Below are 21725 nucleotides of genomic sequence, written 5' to 3' on the forward strand. Positions count from 1 at the left end.
GGCGGCCCGCGGCGCACCAAAAAGGCATTGTTTCACCAACCGATGCCTAAGCCGATGTCCCTACTCCGCGCCGTTCTCCCCCTCGCCATCTCCTTGTCCCTGCTGGCCTGCGCCACGCCGCTGCGCGCCGCGCCCGCGCTCAGCCTGAACAGCCCCCGTCCGCCGCAGCAGGTGGCCGACTGCCTGCAGCAAGGCCTGCAGAAGCTGCACATCCCCGACGATTTCGTCGAACGCCGCGAAGAAAGCGACGGCAGCCGCAGCCTGGCGCTGCGCAATCCGGTCAGCGACGCCTCCGGCACCCGGGTGGACATCCTGCCGCGAGGCGAAGGCAGCCGGCTGGAAGTCCGGTTGAACGGCATGCCCTTGAGTCCCGCCTGGAAGAAGCAGATCCACGGCTGCACCCGCAAATGACTGTGGATAAATCTGAAATTGCGCGAATGACTGTGGGCAAACTGAATATCCCGGGATAAGACTGTGGACAACTTGCCGAAAAACGCCTTTTCCTTTTCCGCCGTGTGGGTAAAGGATTTCATCCACAAGCGCCTGTGCACAATGTGGACAATTTCTAATAAGCTGTGAATAAACGTCGCGGGCCCGCACCTCGCCGAATGCTGTCGAATGCCCATCGCGCGCGCACGCGGTTACACTGACGGCATACGCTCCCCACGGATACGCCGATGACCACCGCCTCCCATCCGAAGTACGACCAGCATTACGCCGACGGCAAGGCCCGCCGCCGCGCCTGCCCCCGCTCCAGCCAGGCCGAACTCCACCTGGCACCGGATCGGGACGTGGTGGCGCTGGTGGAGTCCACCTCCCAAGGCCGGGTGCCGGCGCTGGCGCCGCTGCGCTACGCGCGCATGCACGCGTCGCCGTTCGCCTTCTTCCGCGGCATGGCGATGATCCAGGCCGCCGACCTCGCCGCCGGGCCGGACAGCGGGCTCAAGATGCAGATCTGCGGCGACGCCCACCTGATGAACTTCGGCTTTTTCGCGTCGCCGGAGCGGCAACTGGTGTTCGACATCAACGATTTCGACGAAACCCATCCCGGTCCCTGGGAATGGGACATCAAGCGGCTGGCGGTCAGCCTGGTGCTGGCCGGCCGCAGCCGCGGCTTCGACGCGCCGGCCGCGCGCGAAATCGTGCTGCGCCTGGCCGGCACCTACCGCCGCCGCATCCGCGCCTTCTCGCAGATGAGCCAATTGGACTTGTGGTACTGCCGCGTCGGCTTCGAGCAGTTGTTGTCCCAGGCCACCGACGAAGGCATGCGCCAGCAGCTGAACAAAGTGGCCGGCAAGGCGCGCAATCAGACCCAGGAGCGGCTGCTGCCCAAGATGGCCGACCTGGAGGGCGGCGGCCTGCGGCTGCGCGACAACCCGCCGGTGATCTTCCACCTGGACGACCACAACAGCCCGCTCGCCGCCTGCGACGACTGGCTGGGCGAGGACAGCCGCGCCAAGATCCAGCGCATGCTGGACAGCTACATCGACACGCTGAAGGAAGACCGGCGCGAGCTGCTGCAGCGCTTCCGGCTGGTGGACGCGGCGTTCAAGGTGGTGGGGGTCGGCAGCGTCGGCACCCGCTGCCTGGCGCTGCTGCTGCAGGACGACTACGACCAGCCGCTGTTCCTGCAACTGAAAGAGGCGCGGCCGTCGGTGCTGGAGTCCTTCACCCAGCCATGCGTGCACGGCAACCAGGGCAAGCGCGTGGTGTTCGGCCAGCGCCTGATGCAGGCCACCAGCGACCTGTTCCTGGGCTGGACCCAGGGCGCGGACGGCCGCCACTTCTACATGCGCCAGCTGCGCGACATGAAGGCCGCCCCGGCGCTGGAGGCCTTCGCCACCGCCGAAGAGCTGGCCAGCTACGGCCAGGCCTGCGGCTGGACGCTGGCGCGCGCCCACGCCAAGTCCGGCGGCTGCGCGGCCGAGATCGCAGGCTACCTGGGCGATTCCGACAAGTTCGACCAGATGCTGGCCGACTACGCCCAGGCCTACGCCGACCAGGTGGAAGCCGACTACCGGCTGTTCGACGCGGCGGTGCGCGGCGGACGCCTGCCAGCCGCCGCGGCATGACGTCCGGGTTAGGGAAAATTGCGATGTTGATATTTGCGTCCTGAACTAGACTGTAACAACAGAAACGCATAATCAGCCGGCGCCGGACCGCTCCCGCGGAACCGCGCCGCCGCCGCGCATGCGGCGGTTTGTTCCCCTACCCCAGAGTGTCGAAAATGCAGCTGAATACTCGCCTGATCATCATCATCGCCGCCAGCCTGCTGGCGCTGCTCGGCCTGTCCACCACCGCGCTGCTTTCCACCCGCGCCACCCTGCACCAGGAAAAGCGCGACCAGATCGTCCACCTGCTGAAAATGGCGGAAAACAGCCTCACGCACTTCCAGCAGCTGGAAGCCAAGGGCATGCCGCGCGCCGAGGCGCAGAAGCAGGCGATCGCCGCGCTCTCCGCGCTGAAGGTGGACGACATCTACTTCTTCGGCCGCAACCGCGAGCACCGCGTGCTGTTCCACCCCAGCAAGGACCGCGTCGGCAAGCTGGACATGGGCAGCAAGCTGCCCGATGGCCGCAGCACGGTGGAAGCCTACGACGACGCGATGAAGGACGCCCACTACGGCGTGCTGGTGATCCAGACCAAGCGCAAGGGCAGCGGCGACCAGGAGTTTCCCAAGCTGAACGGCGTGTTCCGCTTCGAACCGTGGGACTGGACCATAGGCACCGGCATCTTCATCGACGACATCGACCAGCTGTTCTGGAGCGAGGCGCGCACATTGATGGCGGTCGCCGCGATCTGCGTGGTGGTGCTGGGCGCGCTGGTGGGCTGGATGTCGCGCTCGATACTGCAGTCGCTGGGCGGCGAGCCGCGCTACGCCGCCAACGTGGTCAAGGCCATCGCCGACGGCGACCTCAGCCTGGAAATCCAGGTCAAGGGCGGGCCGGACAGCCTGCTGGGCGCGATGAACGACATGCGCGGCAAGCTGCGGCAGATGATAGACGAAATCGGCCGCGCCACGTCCAGCATCAACCACTCCTGCCACCAGCTCTCCAGCGACATGGACAAGGTGCATGAGGTGTCCGGCATCGCCAGCTCGTCCACCACCTCGGCCGCCGCCGCCATCGAGCAGCTGTCGGTCAGCATCGACCACGTCAGCGCCAGCACCCGCGACACCGAGACCGGCGCGCGCGACACCGCCGAGCTGGCGCGCCACGGCAAGAACCTGGCCGGCGACGCCGCCAACGGCATCCGCCAGATCGCAGACCAGATCCACGGCGCCAGCGACATGGTAGGCCAGCTGGCCGAGCGCAGCCGCAGCATCAGCAGCATCGCCGAAACCATACGCGACATCGCCAACCAGACCAATCTGCTGGCGCTGAACGCCGCGATCGAGGCCGCCCGCGCCGGCGAGATGGGCCGCGGCTTCGCGGTGGTGGCCGACGAGGTGCGCAAGCTGGCCGAACGCACCGCCAGCGCCACCGACGAGATCAGCAACATCGTGCAGGCGGTGATCAACGAGACCGGCAACGTCTCCGGCCGCATGGACGAAATCCGCCCCGCGGTGCAGGCCGGCGTCGAGCAGGTGCACCAGGCGGCGGAAACGCTGGAATCCATCAGCCAGCAGGCGACCACCGCGCTCGAACACGTGCACAACGTGGTGGTGGCGATGGGCGAGCAAAGCCAGGCCGGCACCAATATCGCCGGCAACGTCGAGCAGGTGGCCGGCGTGGTCGAGGAAACCCAGAACTCGGTCAGCCACGCGGTGGAGGCGGTGCGCGCCATCGACCAGCAGGCGTCCAATCTGCACCAGACGGTCAGCCGCTTCCGGCTCTGAGCGTCCGTCCGGCATTTTCCGGCAAGCGGCCGTTTCCCGAAAACGGCCGCGAGGCGCTCGCAACAAGGACACAGGCCAGCTCCACGCACGCCGCACTTGCCGCCGCCGTTGCGGCTGGCATAATGGCAACGGGCACATGCTCCATGACAGCAAAAAAAACACCGAGGACGGACAGGAATCCCGCAAGCTCAGTGGAGAAACGTATGTCCGAAGCCCGCATGCCCGCAGGCCGAGCCGAATGGCTGCAACACAGCAAGGTGCGAGACGTCGAGCTCGCCTTTGCCGATGTCCATGGTTTTCCCCGCGGCAAGACCCTGCCCGCCGCCGCCTTCATCCAAGGGCAGCCGCTGCGCATCGCGCGCGCGGTGCCGCTGCAAAGCTGCGTCGGCGAATTCCCCGACTACAGCTTTTACGGCGAGCACGATCCGGACGTCACGCTGGCGCCGGACTACGACACGCTGCGGCCGATGCCCTGGGCCAAGACTCCGCGCGCGATGGTGATCTGCGACTGCGTCGACCACGACGGCGGCCTGTCGCCGCTAGCGCCGCGCTCGGTGCTGAAGCAAGTGCTGGCGCGCTACCGCGCCCACGGCTGGGCGCCGGTGGTGGCGCCGGAGCTCGAGTTCTACCTGTTCGCCGCCCACGGCGACCCGGCGCAGCCATTCCAGCCGCCCCAGCTTGCCAGCGGCCGCCGCGAGGCCGGCTTCGACGCCTTCGGCTTCTCCGCGCTGGGCGAACTGGAGGCGTTCTTCGACGAGCTGTACCAGGCCTGCGAAACGCTGGAGATCGCCACCGACACCTGCGTGCACGAGATGGGCCCCAGCCAGTTCGAGATCAACCTCAAGCACGGCGACGCGCTGAAGCTGGCCGACGATACCTTCCTGTTCAAGACCGCGCTGAAGGAAATCGCCCACCGCCACGGCCTCAGCGCCGTGTGCATGGCCAAGCCGCTGCCCGGCCAGCCCGGCAGCTCGATGCACATCCACCAGAGCGTGGTGGACCGCCAGGGCCGCAACGCCTTCAGCCGCGCCGACGGCTCGGAAAGCCCGGAATTCTTCGGCTTCATCGCCGGCCTGCAGCGCTTCCTGCCCGAACTGATGCCGATGTTCTGTCCCAATCCCAACTCCTACCGCCGCTTCGTCAAGGGCATGGCGGCGCCGGTCAACCTCAGTTGGGGGCTGGACAACCGCTCGGTCGGCCTCAGGGTGCCGGTATCCGGCCCCGAGGCGCGGCGGGTGGAAAACCGCCTGCCCGGCTGCGACGCCAATCCCTATCTGGCGCTGGCCGCCAGCCTGGGCGCCGGCCTCGCCGGCATAGAGGGTAAGCTGGTGCCGGACGAGGCGGTGCACGGCAATGTGTTCAAGCAGCAGGCCGCCAGCCTGCCGACCACGCTGGACGCCGCCTGCGCGGCGATGGCCGCCGGCTGCGCCGAGGAGCTGTTCGGCGCCGACTTCAGCCGCGCCTACCTGGCGGTGAAGGAGGTGGAGCTGAACGACTACCATCGCCAGGTCACCGCCTGGGAACGGCAATATCTGGGGTTTCTGGTCTAAAGCGTCCCAACGTTGATTGTTTGTCGACAGGCGCCACATCCCCTTCGGCCCGTGCCGGCAAAGCAGCCTGGCTCCAGGGGCCTTTAAGCCGCCGTTTTTTCGATCGGCGGCGCCTGGATCAAGGCTGTTTTGCCGGGGTTTCTCGGACCGCAGGGGTCGCCTAGGGGTGACTGCGTGCGAATCTCTGATTCGCTCAGTGATAGGGAGCAGGCGAAACAGCTCCCCGACCTGCTCGGCGGGCAGCCCCGCCATGCAAACATTCGTCCGCGCAGCGGACTCCATGAGCCAAACCCATAGCCTGATTCGAGCCAAGCATCGCGGCCACGCATTTGCCCTGGATCAACACCCGCGCTCGCCCGGCGAGACATCGCCGCCGCCATCAGAGTATGCTGAAGGCATCCCACCAAGCGGTAGTTCGCGAAGGAGCAGCCCATGTATCGTCACATCATCGCCGCGATAGACGGCAGCAACAATTCCGACAAAGCCCTGCACGAGGCCATACGCGTCGCCAAGTTCACCGAAGCGCGCCTGACCCTGATCCATGTCGCCAGCCTGCGCGATCTGGCCGTGGACAGCCTGGGCGTCTACGCCGGCGACCCCGGCTACGACCTGGCGCTGCAGCAGGGCCAGGAAGCGCTGGCGCGCGCGCAGGAGATCGCCCGCAACGCCGGCCTGAGCAATGTGGTCAGCCATCTGGAAAAAAGCTGGGAAGGCGGCCATGACCTGGCCGATCTGCTGATAGGCTACGCCAGCGCGCAGCAGGCCGATCTGATCGTGCTCGGCACTCATGGCCGCAGCGGCCTGGCCCATCTGTTCCTGGGCAGCTTCGCCGAGGACATCCTGCGCCGCAGCCAGTGTCCGCTGCTGGTGGTGCGCAGCCAGGAAGACGACGACATCCGCGTCGAGTAAGCCCTGGCCCGCAACACGCCGGCCCGCCTCGCGCGGGCCTTGCCGTTTCTCAGCGCCGCCCGGCGTGGACGAAGAACTCGCGGTTGCCGTCGCCGCCCTTGATCGGACTGTCGAACCAGGCCAGCGTCTGCATGTTCTGCTCGGCCAGCACCCGATCTATCTTGTCCCTCACCAGCGGGTACAGGGTCTCGTCGCGGACGATGCCGCCCTTGGACAAGCCCTCGCGCCCCACCTCGAACTGCGGCTTGACCAGGCTGAGCAGCCGGCCGCCCGGCTTCAACAAGGGCAAGGCGGAAGGCAGCACCAGGCTCAGCGAGATGAAGGACACGTCGCACACCATCAGATCGAAGCCGTCGCCGTCGTTGGCGGCCAGCAGCGCCGCGCGGTCCAGCGCGCGGGCGTTGACGCCTTCAAAGTAGCGGACCCGCGCATCCTCGCGCATCCGCGGGTGCAGCTGGTCGTGGCCGACGTCCACGCCCACCACCCGGCGCGCGCCGGCCTGCAGCAGGCAGTCGGTGAAGCCGCCGGTGGATTGGCCGACGTCCAGCGCGGTCCAGCCGGCGATCTCCAGCCCGGCGGCGTCCAGCGCGCCGCGCATCTTCAGCCCGCCGCGCGACACGTAGCGGTCGGCCTCGTCGGCGACGATGTCGAATGCCGCATCCGCTGGAAATTTCTGGCTGGGCTTGGCCACCACCGCGCCGCGGCAACTGACGCGGCCGGCCGCGACCAGGTTCTGCGCCGCGGTCCGCGACGCGGCAAGCCCTTGTTCCACCAGCAAAATATCCACTCGAATCATGTCCGCTCCCGATGCCCGCATCCCGATGAACGCGACAGGTTGGCGAAGCCGCCATCCGCTGTCAAGCCGGGCCGCCCGCCCGGGCCTTCTGCGCGGAATGCCACATTCCCTGTTTACAAGAAAACGCTAATAATGATAATCTAAAAAGCAATTGATTGATTTCATTCAATAATTCAGACAGCCATCTCTGCCAGAACGGGTACGCCGCCCGTCAATCCGTAGAATCATACCCATTTGCGCTGTCTCGCCCCGCCAGCGTCCGGCCTTTGCCCGGGCGGGGTCTTCGCGCCGGCCATCGCCGGCTTCGCCCGCGGCCCTGCCGCGCCATACGCCACCATCCATCACGGTCGCGCGCCCCGAGCGGGGCGCCTCGCCGCCATGCAAGGAGTTCCGATGGTCCTACGCCTGTCTTTGTTGTTCGCCGTATTGTTCGCGCTCTGGGGCGCCGTCGCCCCCGGACACATGACCGCCGCCGCCTCGGAGTGGCTGAGCTTCACCATTTCCCGCTTCGGCTGGTTCTACCTGCTGTCGGTGTTCGGCTTCCTGCTGTTCGCCCTCTACCTGGCTTTCGGCCGCTTCGGCCACATCCGGCTGGGCAAGGAGGACGAAGAGCCGGAATTCTCCCGCCTGAGCTGGTTTTCCATGCTGTTTTCCGCCGGCATGGGCATCGGCCTGGTGTTCTGGGGCGTGGCCGAGCCGCTGTCCCACTTCGCCACGCCGGCCAGCGCGGCCACCGCGCCGGAATCGGCAGAAGCCGCGCGGCTGGCGATGCGCCACGCCTTCTTCCACTGGGGCCTGCACCCATGGGCGGTGTACAGCCTGACCGCGCTGGCGCTGGCCTACTTCAAGTTCAACCGCGGCCAGAAGGGCCTGATCAGCGCCGCCTTCCGCCCGCTGCTGGGCGACCGCGTCGACGGCCCGATCGGCGTCGCCATCGACGTGCTGGCGGTGCTGGCCACCGTGTTCGGCGTCGCCACCACGCTGGGCTTCGGCACGCTGCAGATCGAAAGCGGCCTGGAAATGCTGTTCGGCGTCACGCCGTCCGCCACGCTGACCGTGGCCATCGTCGTCATCGCCACCGCGCTGTTCCTGCTGTCGTCGCTGACCGGCCTGTCGCGCGGCATCAAATGGCTGTCCAACCTGAACATCGTGCTGGCGATGCTGCTGTTCCTGGCGGTGGTGATCCTGGGGCCCACCGGCTTCATCTTCGACACCTTCACCACCACGCTGGGCGATTACCTGGGCAATCTGACCAGCACCAGCCTGCGCATGAGCCCGTTCACCCAGGGCACCTGGATGGCCAACTGGACGCTGTTCTACTGGGCCTGGTGGGTCACCTGGGCGCCCTTCGTCGGCATGTTCATCGCCCGCGTCTCGCGCGGCCGCACCGTGCGCGAATTCATCGTCGGCGTGCTCTTGGTGCCGGCGCTGGCCAGCTTCGTCTGGTTCTCCGCCTTCGGCGGCACCGCGCTGGACCTGCAGCTGTTCGGCGGCGCCGACCTGGTCTCCGCGGTCAAGGCCGACGTGTCCACCGCGCTGTACGTGATGTTCGAGCAGCTGCCCGGCGGCCGTTTCCTGTCGTTGCTGGCGATGACGCTGGTGATCATCTTCTTCGTCACCTCCGCCGATTCCGCCACCTTCGTGCTGGGCATGTTCACCAGCGGCGGCAGCCTGAACCCCAGCCACCGCGTCAAGCTGATCTGGGGCGTGCTCCTGGCCGCCATCGCGCTGGTGCTGCTGCAGAGCGGCGGCCTGAAGGCGCTGCAGGCGGTGCTGATCGTCAGCGCGCTGCCCTTCATGCTGATCATGATAGGCATGGCGGTGTCGCTGTACCGCGCGCTGAGCGAGGAGGAGCACGACAGCCGGCTGCGCCAGATCCGCCGCCTGCGCCAGTTGGAGGCGCTGGAGAAACGTCTGCCGGATTGAGCCGGCTTCGGGACGGCAGGCCGATTTGATGCGATGATGACAGCATTGTCTTGCCATGGAGGATGTATGGACACGCACCAACTCGACGCGGCGGAAGTGCGCGTGCTGGGCGCGCTGCTGGAAAAGCAGGCGCTGACGCCCGACGCCTATCCGCTGACGCTGAACGCCCTCGTCGGCGCCTGCAACCAGTTGACCAGCCGCGAGCCGGTGATGCAGCTGTCCGAGTCCGACGCCAGCGCCGCGCTGGACGCGCTGATCGCCAAGAAGCTGGTCGCCGAGCGGCTGCCGGCCGGCAGCCGGGTCGCCAAGTACGAGCACCGCCTCAATTACGAGTGGAACATAGACGGCGCGCGCCTGGCCGCGCTATGCCTGCTGACGCTGCGCGGCCCGCAGACCAGTGCCGAGATCCGCGCCCGCGCCGGCCGCATCTACAGCTTCTCCGGCGTGGACGAGGTCGAGACGGCGCTGAACGCGCTGGCCGACAAGTACCCGCCGCTGGCGGCGAAGTTGGAGCGCCAGCCGGGCGAGCGCGAGGCGCGCTGGTGCCATTTGCTGTCCGGCGAGCCGCAAATCCTCCCGGCCCAGGCCTGCGAAGTGATAGACGTGGGCCTGACCGGCCGCGTGGCGGCGCTGGAAGCCGAAGTGTCGGCGCTGAAGGCGATGGTGCTGGCGCTGGAGCAGCGGCTGAACGGCTGAGCCGCGCCGTCGCGATGTCCGCGCGCAAGGCCCGGCCCCGCCGGGCCTTGCCGTTGGCGGTGGAGCCGGACGGCATGCCGTCCCGGGGCCGCGCGCTCGCGGCCGGCCAGATGAACTTGTTTTTTAGAAATTGGTCACTATCTGTTGTCGTTTGAACCAACAGGAATGGACCGCATGAAGCACTTCGCAATCGCCCTGGCGCTGGCCGGGCTGGCCGGCGGCGCCCACGCCGCCGACTACATGTTCGGCGCCGGCAACGGCACCCAGCAAATCACCCGCACGCCGGACGGTTTCGGCATCGGCCTCAACCTCGACTACCTGCGCGACGACCACAAGGGCAGCGCCGGCGGCGCCGGCCTGGAGTTCGCGCTGCCGCTGGGCCCGCTGACAGTGGCCGGCGGCGGCAAGCTGATGGCGCTGTCGCCGGACAGCGGCTCCGCCACCGCCGCGCTGGTCGGCGGCCGCGCCAGCTTCGACGTCACCCCCAAGATCAAGCTGTTCGGCCAGGCCTACTACGCGCCGAGCAGCTTCGCCAGCGGCAGCGTCAACCGCGTCAACGACTACGCCGCCGGCGTGCGCTGGAACGTGGTCGGACCGCTCAGCGTGGAGGCCGGCTACCGTTACTTCGACATCCGCCGCGACAACGACAGCCGCAGCCGCAAGCTGGCCGACGGCGCCTACCTGGGCGCCGGACTGAGCTTCTGACCCCACCCCATGCATGAAAAACGGCAGCCTTGGCTGCCGTTTTTCATGCCTTGCCGCTCACCACCACAAATGGAAACGCTGCGCCGGCGGCAGATACATCTTGTCGCCCGACTTGACGCCGAAAGCCTGGTAGAACGGATCCAGGTTGCGGACGGTGCCGAAGGCACGCCACAAATCGGGCGTGTGCGGATCGGACACCAGCTGCTTCAGCGTGGAGGCGTCGCGGCTCTTGCTGCGCCAGGACTGGGCGAAGGCGATGAAGAAGCGCTGGTCGCCGCTGAGGCCGTCGCGCAGCGGCGCTTCCTTGCCGCCCAGCGCGATCTTATACGCCTTGTAGGCGATCTCCAGGCCGGCGTTGTCGGCGATGTTCTCTCCCAGCGTCAGCTCGCCGTTGACCTTGTGTCCCTTCACCGGCTCGTAGCCGCCGTACTGCTTGACCAGCTTGGCGGTCACTTCCTTGAAGTGCGCCTCGTCGGCCGGCGTCCACCAGTTGCGCATATTGCCGTCGCCGTCGAACAGATGGCCCTGGTCGTCGAAGCCGTGGCTGATCTCGTGGCCGATGGTGGCGCCGATGCTGCCGTAGTTGACCGCCGTGTCGAAGGCCGGGTCGAAATACGGCGCCTGCAGGATGGCGGCCGGGAACACGATCTCGTTGTTGGCCGGGTTGTAGTAGGCGTTGACGGTCTGCGGGGTCATCCCCCATTCGGTCCTGTCCACCGGCTGGCCCAGGTGCCTAGCCTGGCGGCGGTAGTTGAACGCGGCGACGCGCTCGGCGTTGCCTATCAGATCGTCAGGGCGGATCTCCAGGCTGGCGTAATCGCGCCACTTGTCCGGGTAGCCTATCTTCAGCGTGTACTTGGACAGCTTCAGATGCGCCTCGCGCTTGGTTTCCGCGCTCATCCAATCCAGCTTGTCCACGCTCTGGTCATAGGCGGTCAGCAGGTTGCGCACCAGTTCGTCGGCCTGGCGCTTGGCCTCGGCCGTAAAGTATTTGGCCACGTACAGCTTGCCCACCGCCTCGCCCATGCCTTCGTCGACGAATCCCACCGCCTTCTTCCAGCGCGGCCGGTCCACCGCTCGGCCGTCCAGCGCCTTGCCGTAGAAGGCGAAGCGGGCGGCCACCCACGGCTTGTCCAGATAGGGCGCGTAGGCGTCCAGCGTGCGCAGCGTCAGGTAGTCGCGCAGCGCCGGCAGCGGCGTCGCGCGCAGCAGGGCGGGCAGCTGTTCCAGATAGCTGGGCTGGTCCAGGTTGAGGTCAGCCGCGGCAGCCAGCTGCGCGTCCTTCAGCAGCGCCGGCCAATCGTAGCCGGGCAGCTTGCCGGCTAGTTCGCCCGCGGCGGTCTTGTTGTAGGTCTTCTGCGCGTCGCGGTTGTCGACATTGCTCCATTGCGCCTGGGCCAGCCGGGTTTCCAGCGCCAGCACCGCGGCGGCGCGCGGCTGGGCGTCCTTCTCGCCAGCCAGCGCCAGCAAGCGGGCAAGATAAGCCTGGTAAGCCTTGCGCGCGGCGGCGAAGTCGGCCGACTGGCCGAGATAATAGTCGCGGTCCATCGCCAGCCCCGACTGGGAGACGCCGGCGAGATAGGCGGCCGAGTTCTTGTTGTCCTGGCCGACATAGAAACGGAACGGCGTGTCTTCCGGCTGATCCTGCAGCCGGCCCATGTAGGCGATGGCGGCGTCGGCGCTGTCCAGCGCGGCGATGGCGGCCAGCTTCGGTCTCAGCGGGGCCAGCCCGCGCCGGGCGATGGTTTTCTCGTCCAGGAAGCTACGGTAGAGATCGGCGATCTTGCGCGAATCGGCGGATGCCGCCGGATCGGCGCGCTCGATCAGCTCCCGCACCCGCTGCTGGTTGCGCTCGTACAGCAGTTCGGCCACGCCCGTCGACGAGCGTTCGGGCGGAATCGACGTGCGCTTCATCCAGCCGCCGTTGGCGTACAGCGCCAGGTTGTCCTGCGGCCGCACCTCGCGGTCCATACCCTTGAAATCCACGCCGTAGCGGCCATAATCCAGCCCCCCGGCCCAAGCCGCCTGCAGGCCAAACAGCAGCGCCAGCGGCAGCAATTTCTTCCCTTGCATGGTTTTCCTCTTATCGTTCTTGAAGCGGCCGGACACAAACCAGCCTCGAGCGATGGTACGCCCGCGCTCCCCGCGGCGGCAATCGGCAAAATGCAAACGACATCATCGTTCGGCAAACCGGCCCAAAGAGGCAAGCCGCCATGAAAAAGGGCGCTTTCGCGCCCTTTGCTGCCACCTCTGCCGCCTCAATCGCACAAGCGCTGGTAGAGGTAGACCAGCACCCGCGCCAGCTCGGCGGCGGTGTCCTCCTGGCCGGCATTGCCGGCGTGGCCGCCGCCGTCGGTCTCGTAGAACAGCGCGTCGTGGCCCAGCGCCAGCAGCCGCGCCGCCATCTTGCGGGCGTGGCCGGGATGCACCCGGTCGTCGCTGGCGCTGGTGGTGAACAAGGCCAGCGGGTAGCGCGCGTCGGCGCGCAGATTGTGGTACGGCGAATAGGCGGCCAGCGCGGCGCGCTCGGCCTCGTCGTCCGGATCGCCGTACTCGTCTATCCAGCTGGCGCCTGCCAACAGCTGGGTGTAGCGCAGCATGTCCAGCAAGGGCACCTCGCACACCACGGCCCGGAACAGCTCCGGCCGCTGCGCCATCGCCGCGCCCACCAAGAGGCCGCCGTTGCTGCCGCCCTCTATCGCCAGCCTGGCCGGCGAGGTCAGCTTGCGGGCGATCAGGTCTTCCGCCACCGCGATGAAGTCGTCGAAGCTGACCTGGCGCTTCGGCCCTTGCGCCGCCTGGTGCCAGTGCGGGCCGAACTCGCCGCCGCCGCGGATGCAGGCCAGCACGAAGGCGCCGCCCTTGGCCAGCCAGTGCGGCCCGAAGTTCTCGATGTAGTACGGCAGCATCGGCACCTCGAAGCCGCCATAGCCATACAGCAGCGTCGGCGTCGCGCCGTCGAACGGCGCGTCGCGCCGCCTCACCACGAAGTACGGAATCCGCTCGCCGTCCGGCGCCGTCGCCTGCCATTGCTCGGCGACGTAGGGCGCCGGATCGAAGGCTTCCGGCTGCCGGCGCAGGCATTCGCTGTCGCCGCTTTCCAAGTCCAGCCGGTACAGGCCGCTAGGCGTCAGGAAGTCGCTGTAGCTGTAATAGAGCACGTCGCTCTGCCACGGCTGGTCGGCGATCTCGATCACGCCGTCGGCCGGCAGCGCCAACGGCTGCGTCTCCCACGCGCCGTCGCGCTTGGCGAAGCACAGCATGCGGCTTTTGACATTGTCCAGCAGATTGACCAGCAGCCGGCTGCGGGTGGTTTCCACCGCCGCCACCGCCAGCCTGGGCGCGGGCGCCTGCAGCAGCTGCGGCGCCGGACCCTCGCCGATCAACCCGGGCAGGCCCACCGCCAACAGACTGCCGCTGGGATACGCTTCGCCGCGCCAGCGCCAGTCCTCGGCCAGCTTGACGATGAAATCGCCTGCGATATAGGCCTCGATCTCGGCCTTGGCCGGCAGCGGCAGCGCATGCGCCTCCAGGCCGCCGTCCACCAGGTGATACGTCTTGCGGTAGAAACCGTCGGACGCCTCGATCAGGTCCACGGCGCTGCCGTCGCTGTCGAGAAAGCGCCAGGCGGCGGTCATCATCGCGTCCTCCGGCGCGGCGAACAGCAGGGTCCAGCCGTGCCGGCCATCGGCGGCGCGCTCCACCAGCCACACCTCGCGCGGGTAGCCGGCGCGGGTCAGCGGCGCGCCCTTCCAGCCTGGGCAGACAAAGGCGCTGTCCGGATCGCGCCAGGCGATGTGGTTCTTGCCCTCGGGGAAATTGAAGCCGTCCTCCACCCAGCGCCGCGTCTCGACATCGTACTCGCGCGCCACGGTGGCGTCGCCGCCGCCGTCGGTCAGATGCACCAGCGCCCGCTCCGGCCTGACCGTGCAATGCGACACGCCGTCCAGATACCAGTCGCGCTCGTCGGCGTCGGCCAGCGCGTCGATGTCGAGCACCGTCTGCCAGTCCTGGCTGCCGGCGCGGTAGGCGTCCAGCGTGGTGCGGCGGTAAATGCCGCGCGGATGCGCCTCGTCCTGGTGGAAGTTGTACAGCCACCCTTTGTGCTCGGCGAAGTACGGGATCTGCCGCGTGTCGCGCAGATGGGCGAGGATGTCGGCCTTGAGGCCCGCGAAGCGCGGATCGGCGTCCAGCACGCCCTCGGTGCGGGCGTTCTGCTCCGCCACCCAGGCGGCGGCTTGGTCGGAATCCAGGCTTTCCAGCCAGGCATGGGGGTCGTGGGAAGGGTTCATGGCGATCGGGATAGAAAATCTGAGGATGGCGGCGAGGGTAGCATCGGCGCGCGCGGCTGCCAAATCGCCTCAATGCCGGCCATGCGCCAGCATCCAGGCGCCGGCCAGGCCCAGCACCCGGCGCTCGATGCCGTTGTAGCCATGCCAGGCCCAGGGTTGGCATGGGTCGCCCTCGCTGCCGCCGCCGTCCAGCAGCATCAGCTCGCGCGGCGCGTCCGCTCGCAGCCGGTCCAGCACCGGCCCCAGGTTGCCGGGCCGGCTGGCGCGGCATTCGTCGCGGCGGTGCTGGATCATCAGCACCGGGACCGCCAGCCGCTCCAGCGGCAGACCGGCCAGGCTGCCGCGCCCGGCGTCGATGCTGGAGGTCAGCAGCAGGCCGTCCGCCGCGTCCGGCCGGTTCAGCGCGACCGCCGCCGCCGAGGTCGTGCCGCGGCTGGTGCCGGCCAGCCACACCGGCAGCGCCGCGCCCCGCCGCAGGTAATCGGACACCGCGGCGATGTCGGCCGCGTGCTCGGCGCGCTCGCGGAAGTCGCCGAGCAGGCCGCGCGGCATGTCCGACGGCGCATCCACCACCGCGACGCGGAAACCCATGTCGGCCCAGCCCTGGCGGGTGCGCACCAGGAAGTTGCCCCTGCCGGCGCCCAGCTCGCCCTCGGCCGACAATTTGAGCAAGCCCTCGCCGCCGGCAAGCAGGATCAGATTGGCGCGCGGCGGCCCCGGCGGCTCCAGCAACAGGAAGCGCAGCGCGACGCCGGGGCGGGTGGGAATCTCCACCAGCGTCTCGGCCCTGGCGGGCCAGGCCAGCAGGCAGCACAGCAACAGCGAGAGATGGCGCATCTCAGGGCACCTCGGCGGCGGCGGCCCGGAAACGGGCGATCACTTCTGGCGGCGTGTCCTTGTTGAAAGCGGCGTACAGCCCGCTGTCCAGCTTGTCCAGCCGGATGCCGCGCGCCACCAGACCGCGCTCCAGCCCCAGCGCCTTCAGCTTGCCGGCGATGCCGCTTTCGGTGGACGGCAGCAGGTCGCAGCGGCCTGCCGCAAGCTTCCTGACATTGAGCGTGGAATCGGGCGAGACTTCCAGCCGGGCGAAACCCTGCTCCAGCAGGAATTCATGCCGATAATCGTCCAGCACCACGCAGACGCTGTACTTGCGCGCCTCTTCCAGCGTGCGCGGCTGGATATCCGCGCGCGCGGCCAAACGGTAGAAATAAATGTCGGCGTCGAGAATCTTGAAGGTGAAATCCAGGTACTTCTGCCGTTCGCGGGTCCTGGCGATGGGGAACACCATCGCATAGGGCTGGGTGCGGGCCTGCTGGTAGGCGCGCGCCCACGGCGCGGCCTGCATCGCGCTGAACGGCAGGCCCAGCGCGCGCAGCACGCGCGTCACCTTCTCCACCGTGGTGCCACCCATCACCTGTCCGTCCGGGCTCACCATCACGTAGGGCGGATCGTCGTCGGTGTAGATGCGCACCCGCTCCAGGCCATCGGCCATCCCATGCGCCGGGTAAAAGCAAGCGGCCGCCAGCAGCGCGCCGAACTTCAAGCGTTGCCGCATGCGGCCAGCTCCCATCGGTTTCTACCTCATGGTTATAGCCCGTTCAGTCGCAGAGCACGCGCTGCATCACCTCCAACAGGCGGTCGATGTCGGCGCGGCCTACCTGCCAGTGGGTCACCAGGCGCATCGCGCCCTGATGCGGCGGATTGGCGAGGAAGCCGGCCTGCTTCAGCGCGGCCATCAGTTCAGCGGCGTCGATGTCGGCGTTGAAGCGGAACCACACCAGGTTGATGTGGACATCGGCCGGATTCAAGTCCACGCACGGCAGCTTGGCCAGGCCCTCGGCCAGGTAGCGGGCATTGCGGTGGTCCTCGTCCAGACGCGCGGCCATCTCGGTCAGCGCCAGGATGCCGGGCGCGGCGATCACGCCGGCCTGGCGCAGGCCGCCGCCCAGCAGCTTGCGCTTGCGGCGCGCCTGATCGATGAAATCGGCGGAACCGGCCAGGATGGAGCCGATCGGCGCGGCCAGGCCCTTGGACAGGCAGGCCATCACGCTGTCGACGTGGCGGGTGACCTCGCGCACGTCGCAGCCCAGATGGGCGGCGGCGTTGAACACCCGCGCGCCGTCCAGGTGCACCGGCACGCCGTGCTCGCGCGCCAGCGCCGCGGTGTCGGCCATCGCCGACAACGGCAGCACGCGGCCGTTGCCATGGGCGTTTTCCAGGCAGATCAGACCGGTGCGAGGCTCGTGGATGTCGTCGCCGACGCGGATGCGCCGCTCGATCGCGTCCACCGCCATCAGGCCGTTATCGCCCTCTATCGTCCGCAGGTGGGCGCCGGCGATCACCGCCGCCGCGCCGGCCTCGTGCCAGACGATGTGGCTGTTGTCCTCGACAATCACCTCGTCGCCGCGGCGGCAGTGGGTGAACAGCGCCAGCTGGTTGCCGAAGGTGCCGCTGGGGACGAGCAGCGCCGCCTCCTTGCCCAGCCTGTCGGCGGCCAGCGCCTCCAGCTTCAGCACGGTGGGGTCGTCGCCGTAGACATCGTCGCCGACTTCGGCCTCGGCCATCGCGCGGCGCATCGCCGGGGTCGGATGGGTGACGGTATCGCTGCGAAGGTCTATCCACTGCATCTGCGCTTCTCCTCAAGTGTGTTGCCGCGCGGGCAGGGCCAGATAACCCGCCAGCGCGTCGGTAATCGCGTCTTCCAGCGCCTCGGCCTGCGGATCGGCGTCCAGCAGCAGGCCATGCACCAGGCTGTCGGCCATCCGCAGCAGCCGCTCCGCCCGCGCGGGATCCGCGCCGATGGCGGCCAGCCAGCCGGCCACCCGCGCGCGCAGCGCGGCGTCGATAGGATTGCTGGCCGGCGGCTCGTCGTAGATCGGCCATTCGCGCTCCAGCACCCGGTGCAGCCCCAGCTCTCGCCGGTGCAGATCCAGCGCCGCCGCCACCATCGCCGCCAGCTGTTCCCGGGCGGACCGGCCGGCGCTGCGCGCCAGCGCGTCGTCCAGCGCCGCCAGCGTCTCCTCGCCGTGGCGGCGGTGCAGCGCGGCCAGCAAGGCCTGCTTGTTGGGAAAGTACTGGTACAGCGAGCCGATGCCGACGCCGGCCAGCTCGGCGACGCGGTTGGTGTTGAAGGCGGCATAGCCGTCGATGGCCAGAATGCGAGCCGCCGCCTCCAGAATGGCGGCGACGGCATGGCGGGAGCGGTCCTGGCGCGGCTGTTTGCGCGGCTGCGGAATATCTGGCATGGGCCTAGCTAAACACGAGTTTTCCGCCATCGCAAGCGCGCCTACATTAATGGCTGAGCGGAGCCGGCCCGCCTTCCCCTTATTCCATGCAGGAGCATCGCCATGTCCAAAACCATGACCTTCTTCGCGCTGATGCGCGTCCATGCCAACTGGCTGCGGCTGAGCCGGCCGGAACGCCGCCGGTTCGAAGAAGAGACCCTGAAGCCGATCTACGCGCGCTATCCCGAGGTGCGCATGCGCTGGTTCGACGCCGAAGCCTTCTCCGCCCGCTGCAGCGACGTGGCGATGTTCGAGACCGAGTCGGTGCCGGCCTTCTATTACCTGATAGACGCGCTGCGCGACAGCCCGCTGATGACCGAGCCCTACTTCGAGTTCGTCGACATCATTCCGGCGGTGGAGGATGGTTTCCGCGACTACGACGCTCAGCTGGCGCAATAGCCCAAATGCCGACGGCGGCCGCCAGGGCCGCCGTCATCGGGCATGCATCGAAGATTCAGGCCTGGCCTGATAGGGCCGGCGCGCAAGGCCGGCATGGTGCATTCAACGGATTGTCAGTCTAGGCGGTTCAGTGGATTCGGTACGATTGTCGGATCGCGTCGGCCCGGCGCTCCGCCTTCTGGATGTCCGGCGCGGCCATCGTGATGTCGGCGCCGCAGCTGCAGCGCAGCGCGTGGTCGGGGAGCAGGGCCTTCAAATGTTGGCGGGTTTCTCGTCCGCATTCCTCGCAGGCGATCACCACGGTGGCGTTGTAATGCTTGTCCAGATCGATGTCGAATCTTTGCTGCTTCATCGGATTCTCCCTAGAACTGAGAGTCGACCGGCAGAGGACCTGCCGACGGCAATTCGTGCCGGTCTCGGAACGCGGCCGGCCTCGCCGGCGCGTACAGATGAAGATAGGGCAATCGGAAAAAGGTTCCAATCAATCAAGCGGTTGGATTGTAAAAAAATCTTCACGCCGGGCCAGAAACGCCACACCTCAACCGGTCGTGCTTGCGCCCGAACCCGCCAGGGCTGGCAGCCCGGCCGCGGCTTGGTTATCCTTGGCCGTTTTTGGGCAACAGGTTATCCCGATGGACCACTCCGCCGATCTCGACCGCCGCTTCGGCGGCATTGCCCGCCTGTACGGCGACGACGCGCTGGCGGGCTTTCGCCGCGCCCATGTCTGCGTGGTGGGCGTCGGCGGCGTCGGCTCCTGGGCGGTGGAAGCGCTGGCGCGCAGCGCGATCGGCAAGCTGACGCTGATCGACCTGGACAACGTCGCCGAGTCCAACACCAACCGCCAGCTGCCGGCGCTGGACCCGCTGTACGGCATGGCCAAGGTGACCGCGCTGGCCGAGCGGGTCAAGGCCATCAACCCGGCCTGCGAGGTGACGGAAATAGAAGACTTCGTTACCGAGGAAAACATGGATGCGATGCTGGGCCAGGGCTACGACTACATCGTCGACTGCATCGACAGCCTGAAAGTGAAGACGGCGATGGCCGCCTGGTGCGCCAGGAAGCGCCAGCGCTTCATCGTCTCCGGCGGCGCCGGCGGCCAGATGGACCCGAGCCAGATCAAGCTGGCCGACCTGTCCGAGGTGACGCAGGACCCGCTGCTGTCCAAGCTGCGTTACAACCTGCGCCGCCACCACGGCTTCGCCCGCGACGGCAAGAAGATGGGCGTGCCCTGCGTCTACTCCACCGAACAGCTGGTCTACCCGCAGGCCCAGGCCTGCGACGCCGGAGAGGCGCGCGGGCCTCAAGGTTTATCCTGCGCCGGCTTCGGCGCAGGCATGGTGGTGACGGCCAGCTTCGGCCTGTTCGCCGCGTCGCGGGTGCTGACGGATCTGGCCAAGACTAAGAAGTAAGCAGGCCCCAGCTGCTTACAAAAACACACGGTTTTGCATCCGCTACGCGGATGATGATTTCCATTGCCGGGGCTGCCCGGCAGACAGGGAGGGGATATTTGCTTGGCCAAATATCCCCTCCACCCCTAAAGGCCACCCTGCAAGCCTGGCCTTCGGCTCCCCGCAGGGTCCCGCCAGGCCCGAGGCGCGGCTGAACTCGCCCCGCGCTAACGTCGCGGGGCTCAAACAAGCAGCCGCTTAAAACCTCGGGCCTGCCACCCAGCGGCAGGCTTAAAGGAACCGGGGCACATCGAAAACGTCATGTCTCCGCAACAACAAGCGCAAATGCGGCGCCAAGAATCGCCAATCGATGCTCAGCCCTTGCGCTGAATCAGATCCCACTGATTGCCGCACAGGTCGCGGAACACCGCCACCGTGCCGTAATCCTGCTCCAGCGGCGGGCGGGTGAACTCGACGCCGGCCGCGCGGTAGCGCTCGTAATCGCGCCAGAAATCGTCGGTGTTCAGGAACAGCCACACCCGGCCGCCGGCCTGGTTGCCGATCGCCGCGCGCTGAACGTCGTCGCTGGCCCGGGCCAGCAGCAGGCCGGCCGCCGAGCCCGGCGGCGTCACCACCACCCAGCGCTTGTCCTGTTCCGCTTGGTAACTGTCCTCGGTCAGCTCGAACCCCAGCTTGCCGACAAAGAAATCGATAGCCTCGTCGTAATCGGCCACCACCAGCGACACCAGCGCCAAACTCTGCTTCATGTTCTCTCTCCGCGGCCGAACGCCGCCGCCGGCAGAACATCCGCCAGCCTGCGCCGCACCTCGGCCAGGATGCGATGATACCGCGAGTCGCCCGGCCGGACGCGCCCCCTGTCACGGCTTCAGAATCCGGCAATCGTGGTCCTGCAGCTCCTCGGCCGAGCCGCGGTTGATTTCGAGGAGATCGGACCGGGTGGCCAGCAGCACGAAGCCCTCGCCGTCGGCGAAGCGCGCCGGCAGCATCGCCATGCCGTAGCGTCCCATCTCGGCGCGCGCGCCCGGCAATTCATTGGCCAGCAAGCGGAAGGGGTCGTCCAGGGGGTCGCCGTTCTGGTCGGCGTCGACGCGCCTTGCCCAGTACGCGTGCCCTTTCAGCTCCACCGGCAGTTGCCGCCAACGGCGCTTCAGGCCGTCGGCCAGATCGTCGACCTGCTGGCGCACGGTCGGGTCGGTGCAGGAGATGTGGATGTGCAGCTGGTTCTGGCTGCGGCCGTACTCGGAATTGATGGCCAGCGACAACGCCAGCCTTGGCAGCGGCTGGCCGCGCCGCGCGTCCAGATAGCGCCGCGCCTGCCAGGCCGCGCGCCAATAAGCGGGCACGCCGTCTCCCAGCAGCCGCGGGCTCTCGATGCCGCTGACCTTGTCGGTGGGAATCAGCAGGTACTGCAACGGGCCGTTCCTGTCCTTCAGCACCGCCACGCCCCGCTGCAGCGCCACTTCGGCGCAGGGGCCGGGCTGGCCCTGCGCCTGCTGGGCCGGCACGCACTGCCCGCCAACGATGCGCCACAAGGCGTCGCCATCCGCCAGCGCGTAGAACGACGCGCCCGCAAGCAGCAGGCCGCACAGGCTGACGCCCGCCAAGATTCTTCTTCTCATTGAGACTCCATGATTTGGAATGATCCGACGCGGCCCGGGGACCGCATCCGCAGGTTCCGCCAACTCAGAACAACACGCCCAGCCAGGCGAAACGCGCCATTCGGCGCATTTCAGAGCGTTCCCCGCCGCCTCCCGCGGCGACGCATTCTATGCCAGCCCGGATTGGAGTAAAAACTCATGCTAATGGTGTTGGTTATTCAACAAAAATGATTCCAAACAAATACAGATAGGCGACCTGATATTTCCCAAAATCACTCAAAACCAGCATAAACACAAAAATCCATCCCAAAGGACAGGTATTC

20 protein-coding genes are annotated in these 21725 nt (G+C 67.7%); 10 read left to right on the forward strand and 10 right to left on the reverse strand.

The features are described 5' to 3' along the window. Positions 1–54 precede the first annotated feature (54 nt). The 5 genes from CV_RS21325 (at position 55) to CV_RS21345 (ending at position 6297) form a co-directional block, all read left to right on the forward strand. Entirely contained in the window at positions 55–411 is a 357-nt protein-coding gene (locus tag CV_RS21325; RefSeq protein WP_147296176.1) for a hypothetical protein, read from the forward strand. Between the two features lie 266 nt (positions 412–677). Further along, positions 678–2072 (forward strand): DUF2252 domain-containing protein, encoded by a 1395-nt coding sequence (locus CV_RS21330; protein WP_011137842.1) that lies wholly within the window; start codon positions 678–680, stop codon positions 2070–2072. 155 nt (positions 2073–2227) lie between these two features. Then, complete coding sequence (locus CV_RS21335) at positions 2228–3838, forward strand: methyl-accepting chemotaxis protein (RefSeq protein ID WP_043596900.1); 1611 nt, start codon at positions 2228–2230, stop codon at positions 3836–3838. Between the two features lie 203 nt (positions 3839–4041). Next, positions 4042–5388 carry a glutamine synthetase family protein gene (locus tag CV_RS21340; RefSeq protein ID WP_011137844.1) on the forward strand — a complete coding sequence of 449 codons (1347 nt, stop codon included), beginning with the start codon at positions 4042–4044 and terminating at the stop codon, positions 5386–5388. Positions 5389–5820: 432 nt separating this feature from the next. Then, complete coding sequence (locus tag CV_RS21345) at positions 5821–6297, forward strand: universal stress protein (RefSeq protein WP_011137846.1); 477 nt, start codon at positions 5821–5823, stop codon at positions 6295–6297. A gap of 49 nt (positions 6298–6346) precedes the next feature. On the opposite strand, the gene CV_RS21350 is transcribed toward CV_RS21345, so the two are convergent. Next, entirely contained in the window at positions 6347–7093 is a 747-nt protein-coding gene (locus tag CV_RS21350) for a TlyA family RNA methyltransferase (protein ID WP_011137847.1), read from the reverse strand. Positions 7094–7486: 393 nt separating this feature from the next. Between CV_RS21350 and CV_RS21355 the strand changes: the two genes are divergently transcribed. From CV_RS21355 to CV_RS21365, 3 genes are all read left to right on the forward strand, one after another. Further along, positions 7487–9019, forward strand: coding sequence for a glycine betaine uptake BCCT transporter (locus CV_RS21355; RefSeq protein WP_011137848.1), 1533 nt, complete (start codon positions 7487–7489; stop codon positions 9017–9019). 66 nt (positions 9020–9085) lie between these two features. Then, entirely contained in the window at positions 9086–9715 is a 630-nt protein-coding gene (locus CV_RS21360; RefSeq protein ID WP_043596903.1) for a YceH family protein, read from the forward strand. A gap of 174 nt (positions 9716–9889) precedes the next feature. Continuing rightward, positions 9890–10420, forward strand: a complete 531-nt coding sequence (locus tag CV_RS21365) for a YfaZ family outer membrane protein (RefSeq protein WP_011137850.1) — start codon at positions 9890–9892, stop codon at positions 10418–10420. Positions 10421–10477: 57 nt separating this feature from the next. Here the strand turns inward: CV_RS21365 and CV_RS21370 are convergent, their stop codons facing one another. From CV_RS21370 to CV_RS21395, 6 genes are all read right to left on the reverse strand, one after another. Next, entirely contained in the window at positions 10478–12493 is a 2016-nt protein-coding gene (locus CV_RS21370) for a M13 family metallopeptidase (RefSeq protein WP_080509090.1), read from the reverse strand. Positions 12494–12678: 185 nt separating this feature from the next. After that, positions 12679–14712, reverse strand: a complete 2034-nt coding sequence (locus CV_RS21375; RefSeq protein ID WP_011137852.1) for a prolyl oligopeptidase family serine peptidase — start codon at positions 14710–14712, stop codon at positions 12679–12681. Positions 14713–14781: 69 nt separating this feature from the next. Continuing rightward, positions 14782–15549, reverse strand: a complete 768-nt coding sequence (locus CV_RS21380) for an alpha/beta hydrolase (RefSeq protein WP_011137853.1) — start codon at positions 15547–15549, stop codon at positions 14782–14784. A 1-nt stretch (position 15550) separates the two neighbouring features. Beyond that, a complete protein-coding gene (locus CV_RS21385) occupies positions 15551–16267 on the reverse strand; it encodes a substrate-binding periplasmic protein (RefSeq protein WP_043596906.1) in 717 nt (238 codons plus the stop codon). Between the two features lie 43 nt (positions 16268–16310). Further along, positions 16311–17339 (reverse strand): low-specificity L-threonine aldolase, encoded by a 1029-nt coding sequence (gene ltaE / locus CV_RS21390; protein WP_011137855.1) that lies wholly within the window; start codon positions 17337–17339, stop codon positions 16311–16313. Between the two features lie 12 nt (positions 17340–17351). Next, a complete protein-coding gene (locus CV_RS21395; RefSeq protein WP_011137856.1) occupies positions 17352–17957 on the reverse strand; it encodes a TetR/AcrR family transcriptional regulator in 606 nt (201 codons plus the stop codon). Positions 17958–18059: 102 nt separating this feature from the next. Between CV_RS21395 and CV_RS21400 the strand changes: the two genes are divergently transcribed. After that, positions 18060–18395: a darcynin family protein gene (locus tag CV_RS21400; RefSeq protein WP_043596910.1), complete on the forward strand. Its 336-nt coding sequence runs from the start codon at positions 18060–18062 to the stop codon at positions 18393–18395. A gap of 127 nt (positions 18396–18522) precedes the next feature. Here the strand turns inward: CV_RS21400 and CV_RS21405 are convergent, their stop codons facing one another. Beyond that, the gene (locus CV_RS21405; protein ID WP_011137858.1) at positions 18523–18747 is read right to left on the reverse strand and encodes a hypothetical protein; all 225 of its coding nucleotides are present in this window, start codon (positions 18745–18747) and stop codon (positions 18523–18525) included. A 280-nt stretch (positions 18748–19027) separates the two neighbouring features. Here CV_RS21405 and CV_RS21410 point away from each other — a divergent pair, with 280 nt between their 5' ends. Further along, on the forward strand, positions 19028–19804 hold the full coding sequence (locus CV_RS21410; RefSeq protein ID WP_011137859.1) for a tRNA threonylcarbamoyladenosine dehydratase: 777 nt from the start codon (positions 19028–19030) through the stop codon (positions 19802–19804). A 353-nt stretch (positions 19805–20157) separates the two neighbouring features. Here CV_RS21410 and CV_RS21415 read toward each other — a convergent pair whose 3' ends face one another. After that, the gene (locus tag CV_RS21415; protein ID WP_011137860.1) at positions 20158–20550 is read right to left on the reverse strand and encodes a VOC family protein; all 393 of its coding nucleotides are present in this window, start codon (positions 20548–20550) and stop codon (positions 20158–20160) included. Between the two features lie 111 nt (positions 20551–20661). Continuing rightward, complete coding sequence (locus tag CV_RS21420; protein ID WP_011137861.1) at positions 20662–21423, reverse strand: CDP-diacylglycerol diphosphatase; 762 nt, start codon at positions 21421–21423, stop codon at positions 20662–20664. Positions 21424–21725: the final 302 nt, after the last annotated feature.

This window comes from Chromobacterium violaceum ATCC 12472, from assembly GCF_000007705.1.
In the GTDB taxonomy this organism is placed as follows: Bacteria; Pseudomonadota; Gammaproteobacteria; order Burkholderiales; family Chromobacteriaceae; genus Chromobacterium; species Chromobacterium violaceum.

What these genes read in the sequence shown, in the direction of transcription:
- CV_RS21325 (WP_147296176.1), top strand. Translation starts at nt 55, where the DNA reads ATGTCCCTACTCCGCGCCGTTCTCCCCCTCGCCATCTCCTTGTCCCTG.
- CV_RS21330 (WP_011137842.1), top strand. Translation starts at nt 678, where the DNA reads ATGACCACCGCCTCCCATCCGAAGTACGACCAGCATTACGCCGACGGC.
- CV_RS21335 (WP_043596900.1), top strand. Translation starts at nt 2,228, where the DNA reads ATGCAGCTGAATACTCGCCTGATCATCATCATCGCCGCCAGCCTGCTG.
- CV_RS21340 (WP_011137844.1), top strand. Translation starts at nt 4,042, where the DNA reads ATGTCCGAAGCCCGCATGCCCGCAGGCCGAGCCGAATGGCTGCAACAC.
- CV_RS21345 (WP_011137846.1), top strand. Translation starts at nt 5,821, where the DNA reads ATGTATCGTCACATCATCGCCGCGATAGACGGCAGCAACAATTCCGAC.
- CV_RS21350 (WP_011137847.1), bottom strand. Translation starts at nt 7,093, where the DNA reads ATGATTCGAGTGGATATTTTGCTGGTGGAACAAGGGCTTGCCGCGTCG.
- CV_RS21355 (WP_011137848.1), top strand. Translation starts at nt 7,487, where the DNA reads ATGGTCCTACGCCTGTCTTTGTTGTTCGCCGTATTGTTCGCGCTCTGG.
- CV_RS21360 (WP_043596903.1), top strand. Translation starts at nt 9,086, where the DNA reads ATGGACACGCACCAACTCGACGCGGCGGAAGTGCGCGTGCTGGGCGCG.
- CV_RS21365 (WP_011137850.1), top strand. Translation starts at nt 9,890, where the DNA reads ATGAAGCACTTCGCAATCGCCCTGGCGCTGGCCGGGCTGGCCGGCGGC.
- CV_RS21370 (WP_080509090.1), bottom strand. Translation starts at nt 12,493, where the DNA reads ATGCAAGGGAAGAAATTGCTGCCGCTGGCGCTGCTGTTTGGCCTGCAG.
- CV_RS21375 (WP_011137852.1), bottom strand. Translation starts at nt 14,712, where the DNA reads ATGAACCCTTCCCACGACCCCCATGCCTGGCTGGAAAGCCTGGATTCC.
- CV_RS21380 (WP_011137853.1), bottom strand. Translation starts at nt 15,549, where the DNA reads ATGCGCCATCTCTCGCTGTTGCTGTGCTGCCTGCTGGCCTGGCCCGCC.
- CV_RS21385 (WP_043596906.1), bottom strand. Translation starts at nt 16,267, where the DNA reads ATGCGGCAACGCTTGAAGTTCGGCGCGCTGCTGGCGGCCGCTTGCTTT.
- ltaE (WP_011137855.1), bottom strand. Translation starts at nt 17,339, where the DNA reads ATGCAGTGGATAGACCTTCGCAGCGATACCGTCACCCATCCGACCCCG.
- CV_RS21395 (WP_011137856.1), bottom strand. Translation starts at nt 17,957, where the DNA reads ATGCCAGATATTCCGCAGCCGCGCAAACAGCCGCGCCAGGACCGCTCC.
- CV_RS21400 (WP_043596910.1), top strand. Translation starts at nt 18,060, where the DNA reads ATGTCCAAAACCATGACCTTCTTCGCGCTGATGCGCGTCCATGCCAAC.
- CV_RS21405 (WP_011137858.1), bottom strand. Translation starts at nt 18,747, where the DNA reads ATGAAGCAGCAAAGATTCGACATCGATCTGGACAAGCATTACAACGCC.
- CV_RS21410 (WP_011137859.1), top strand. Translation starts at nt 19,028, where the DNA reads ATGGACCACTCCGCCGATCTCGACCGCCGCTTCGGCGGCATTGCCCGC.
- CV_RS21415 (WP_011137860.1), bottom strand. Translation starts at nt 20,550, where the DNA reads ATGAAGCAGAGTTTGGCGCTGGTGTCGCTGGTGGTGGCCGATTACGAC.
- CV_RS21420 (WP_011137861.1), bottom strand. Translation starts at nt 21,423, where the DNA reads ATGAGAAGAAGAATCTTGGCGGGCGTCAGCCTGTGCGGCCTGCTGCTT.